Source organism: Streptomyces alkaliphilus, assembly GCF_014141535.1.
Taxonomy (GTDB): Bacteria; Actinomycetota; Actinomycetes; order Streptomycetales; family Streptomycetaceae; genus Streptomyces; species Streptomyces alkaliphilus.
Genome location: NZ_VKHT01000396.1, coordinates 1 through 4,478, shown reverse-complemented (window position 1 = coordinate 4,478; position 4,478 = coordinate 1). Strand labels below are relative to the sequence as shown.

At 71.7% G+C, this 4,478-nt stretch carries 2 protein-coding genes; both read right to left on the bottom strand.

What is annotated here, in order from left to right; translation table 11 throughout:
- Window positions 1–143: 143 nt before the first annotated feature.
- Entirely contained in the window at window positions 144–1,040 is an 897-nt protein-coding gene (locus FNQ90_RS13720; RefSeq protein ID WP_182606642.1) for a macrolide 2'-phosphotransferase, read from the bottom strand.
- A gap of 145 nt (window positions 1,041–1,185) precedes the next feature.
- Window positions 1,186–3,816 (bottom strand): DEAD/DEAH box helicase, encoded by a 2,631-nt coding sequence (locus FNQ90_RS28160; RefSeq protein ID WP_323379945.1) that lies wholly within the window; start codon window positions 3,814–3,816, stop codon window positions 1,186–1,188.
- Between the last annotated feature and the right edge of the window lie 662 nt (window positions 3,817–4,478).

Genomic DNA, 4,478 nt, shown 5'->3' with positions numbered 1-4,478 from the left:
CCCGCCCCCCTTGCCTTCCCGTTCCGCCTGCTCCCGCCAGGAGACGAGGTTGCCCGGGGTGGTGAGGGTGCGGGGTGGTCGGGACCGAGGACGTGGAGTTGGCCGGCCCGGCCTGTACCGTTGTCCGTGGTGCGGAAAAGGGCTCAGGACGAGGGGTTCAGCATCGCGGTGGCAGCGGCGAGGTCGGTCTCGTCCCGCGTTGTGAGCGCGTACAGGGCGTACCCGATCGGGGAGGCATCCCACAGGTGACGGGCCTGCGTCGCCAGGCCCGGGTGGGAGATTCCCCCCGCCTGTTCGTAGGCGGCCAAAGCGGCCTGCAGCATCTCCTCACCAGCGGCGCCGTACTGGGCGGCCAGGTCACGGGCAGGGTCGTCCACCCGGGCCGTCGTCCAGTCCAGAACCCCGGTGATCGCGCCCTCGTCGTCGAACAGGATGTGGGCGGGGTAGATCTCGCCGTGCGTCATCACGGTCCGCTCGGGCCAGCACGAATCATCCTCCAGCCAGCGCTGCCACGACTCGGACAGAGCCGGACTGACCGTGAACGACTCGTGCACCCGGGCCACATCCTCCCACCAGGCCTGACGCACCTGGGCCGGGGTGCGGACCTCAACACCCGCCTCCGCGGCCCGTCTGGCGCCGAGACAGTGCAGGCGGGCCAGCAGTCGCCCCAGCCGGCTGGCGTAGTCCGGACAGGCGGGGTCCATGTGCCACACCGGTTCGCCACTCTCGAGGGTCAGACCGGGAGCGCCGCACAGGGCCGGGTAGGCGATCAGTTCCGGCGAACGAACCCGCCAGTTCGGGACCGCTACTCCGTCCGAGGCGAGGACCGGGGCCACGAGGTCGAGGACGCGAGCCTCCGCGGCCATGCCCACCGCGACATCCTCACGGCGCGGGACGCGCAGTACCCAGCGCTGGCCGCTGGTGTCATCGGCCATGACGACCCGGTAGTCCAGGCCCGCCTCGTTCACCGAGGCCCCGTCGGCAGACAAACGCAGGCCATAGGCAGCGGCAAGGGCAATGGCGACATCGATCCTATTCATGACCTCACCATCCCAACCGGCCGCGAGCGAGTTCCAGTGAATTGCGCGCCCCGGATCATGGCCGTTCACACACTGTGCAGCGGAGGGCTCCTCACCCGGTGAGGTGGCGGCCGGCAGCTTTCGACTGTGACCTGCGCCGCCGCGTTCACTGCGCCCATTGGAGGCCGAGGTCGGCGAGTGCGGCCCGGCGTTCGGGTGAGAGTTTCGCCCTCCTGGTCTTCTGGTTGGTGAGGAAGACTCCGGCCCGCACGGTCACCGGTCCGCCGTTCTCGCCCGGCGCCGGGTGCAGCACCTCCTCGTGCGCCCGGGGGATCGTCAGGTGCCCCTCCCGGTCCCGGTACTGCCGCAGGGCCGCCACGCCCCGCCCGAAGGCGTCCAGGCCCGCCAGGCCGGGCACGCCGGCCGCCGCGCCTGCCGCTGCGCCGGCCCGGCCGTTCCCGGCGCCCCCGTGGCCGCCCGCCCCGGCGGTGGTGGGCGCGGGGATCCCGAGCTTGGCCAGCGCCTCGCACTGCGCGTCGTCCAAGTCGTTCCAACCCGCCAGTTGGCGCCGCAGCCAGGTCCCGACATCGGTTCCGTTCACCCGTACCCCGGGCGGGATCTCCGGCACGGTCTCCTCGCCCTCCAGCAGCGTCGTGAGGGCGGCCCGGCCGCGTTCCCACGCGAGGGGCCACGGGGGATTCCACCGGGGGTCGATGGCGGACAACGCCGCGTCGCGTTGGTCGGTGAGGACCATTTGGCGTTTGCGGAGGTTGTCGAGGAACTGCCCGATCGGGAAACCATCGACCACGGCGTCACGCGGCGCCGCAAGCGTCCCGTTCTTCTCGAAATAGGCCCGCGCGGCGATCAGGCCGTTCGTGAATTTCGCGTCCGCGACATCCCACACGATGCCCGCTTCGGTGAGCAATTCGTAGCGGTGCGGGCGCAGGGTTCCCTCGCGTAGCGCGCGGCGTTGTTCGACCACCCACGCCCCCACCCGGTACCCGGGCCTCCCCGGCAGGTCGATGGTCGCGGCGGCGGGCACCTCCGCGCTGCCGTGTTCGGTGGTCCAGCGCAGCAGCGCGTCGTAGCCGGCCAGCCATCCCAGGCTTTCGGGGGTCAGGACGCGGGTGCGCAGGAACCGCGCCACGCTCGCCGGATCGCGGGGACGGGAGAACCGCAGCACCGGCACCATCCCCCGGCCCCGGTGCTCCCCGGCGTCTTCGTGCTTCTGGCCCCCGTGCTCCCGAGTTTCGTGCTCCCGGGCCCCGCTCTCCTGCCCGGCCGCCGTCACCGGATCGAGGGCGATGGTGTCCGATGCGGTTCCCGAGGTGCGCCCCGCGGCTTCGGTCAGCCGCTCGATCAGTCGGTGGTCGTGGGCCCGTAGTCCGGCGAGGAGTTGGGCCAGGGGGCGGTAGGCGGGGGAGGACATCATCGCGTCCGGCTCCTCACCGGGTTCCAGGAAGATGGGCACGATGATCCGCGCGATCTTCCCCTCGCCCGGCTCCTGCCGCAACGCCCGCCCGATGATCTGCACGACCTGCACCGGCGAGGACCGCCCGTCGGCCAGCACCACGCCGTCGACCCCGGCCCGGCCCCGGATATCCACCCCTTCGGTGAGGACCTGGCAGGAGGCGAGGATCTGGGCGTCGGCGACGTAGCCGCGCTCGTCCAGGCCGTCCGCGAACCGCGCCAGCACCCGCCGCCTGTAGGCGGGCGCGTGCTCCCCCGACAGCCACTCCGAGGAGACCCGGGCGGGGTAGCGGGCCGGATCATCGGCGTGCAGCCGGGCGGCCGTCTCCGGCATCGACCGCGCCATGACCATGGCGTCCAGCGTCGTGGAATGGAAGCTCAGCAGCGACCGTGCCCCGGTGTCGTCCAAGTGAGCCAGCAACGCCGCCTGGAGAGCCGCCAGACGCCCCCCACGACCCTGTCCGACCTCCGGCCCCTCCCCGGCGCCCGGAGCCTCCCCCTCGTCCTCTCCGGGGGTGGGGTCGGTGATCTCCAGGACGTCGATCTCCCACCGCGCCAGCAGCCCGCGCTCGACCGCCTCGGTCAGCTCCAGCTCGTACAGCCGCTCCCCGTACAAGCCGGGATCCGTCATGGAGGCCACGGGCCGCACCCACCCGTCGACCGACGGCACGGCCTCCCAGATCCGGGGTGTGGCGGTCATGAACAACCGCCGACGGGCCGGGAGGCGGTCGTTGTCCAGGGCCATCGCCCACGCCTTCCCCGCATCCCCCGACGTCCTGTGCGCCTCGTCCACCACCAGGAGGTCGAAGGCGGGCAGGGCAGGGCCGGTGAAGGTCTGGGCGCGCACGGCCTCCTCGATCACGCCCGCGCGCCCGTCCGGAGCGTCGCCGCCGCCGCTCTCGCGGGCGTTCTGCGGCACCAGGGAGGCATACGTCATCAACACCGTCACCGGCCCCGGAACGGACGCCCAACGGGCCAGGAACCACGGGTCGGTGGTACACCGCACCCCGAGGGCTTCCAGCATCGGGTCCTGGCTCAGGGAGCAGACCGCGACCATCGGCCCGCGCCGCCCGGCCCGGCGCCACGCCTCCACCGTTTGGGTCAGCAGATCCAGGGTCGGCACCAACACCCCGACCTTCCCATCGGGGACCAGGCGGTGTGCGGCGGCAGCGGCCGTGAGGGTCTTCCCCGTCCCGGTGGCCATCACCACCGTGCCCCGCGCCTCGTCTCCGGGGACCTCGGAAAGGCCCCGCACGATCGCCTCCACCGCCTCCCGCTGATGCGGCCGAAGCGTGAATTCCCCGCTGGAATGCGCGCTACCCGCCACCCTGTTTCTCCCCTCACCGAAATGGACCACGAAAAAGCATCTGACGCGGCAACCACGCCCACCCAAAAAGGGCGGTGGTCGCATTTCCCAAAAGCTACCGGTGATGCAATCCCCGACATTCCGAAAGGGAAAGCGGCGGGCGTTCAGTGTCACCGGTCGGGCTCCGGGGGCGATCCCTCATTTTCCCAACATCTACCGGTGGTGCATCACGTCTGCCCCGATGGGTTGTCACGCCACCCCACAGCATGCCCGGGAAGCCCCAGGCCCGTCAACCCGATCGACTGAAAAGGACTCACCCGCCACTCGATCGGGTGGCCCGACACCCGTTCCCGCCCCGAACTCCCCGGCGCCGTGCGGCCGGGCGTGCACCGGGCCCCGTTTCCCTGCTCCGGCCGGTGCACCCGACGGACCGTCACTCTCGCGACTACCGCCCCCACTCCGTAGCCCGCCCATGTATGTATCGCCACCCACCACCGGCCCGCACCCGCCCAACCAGCCGGGCCGCCCCCCTGGCCGGGGGCGCGGTGAATTGCGGAGCAATTCACCAAGGAATTCACGGAGAGAATTCCCGGCATTCCCCGAAGGGGAATGCCCCCTAAATGCGCGCAGCGCATTTAGGGCCTACCGGGCCGCAGGCCCGGTGCGTCGTTCCTGCGGAGCAG

Excerpts from the sequence above, each read along its gene's own strand:
- FNQ90_RS13720 (WP_182606642.1), bottom strand. The coding sequence starts at position 1,040 with ATGAATAGGATCGATGTCGCCATTGCCCTTGCCGCTGCCTATGGCCTG.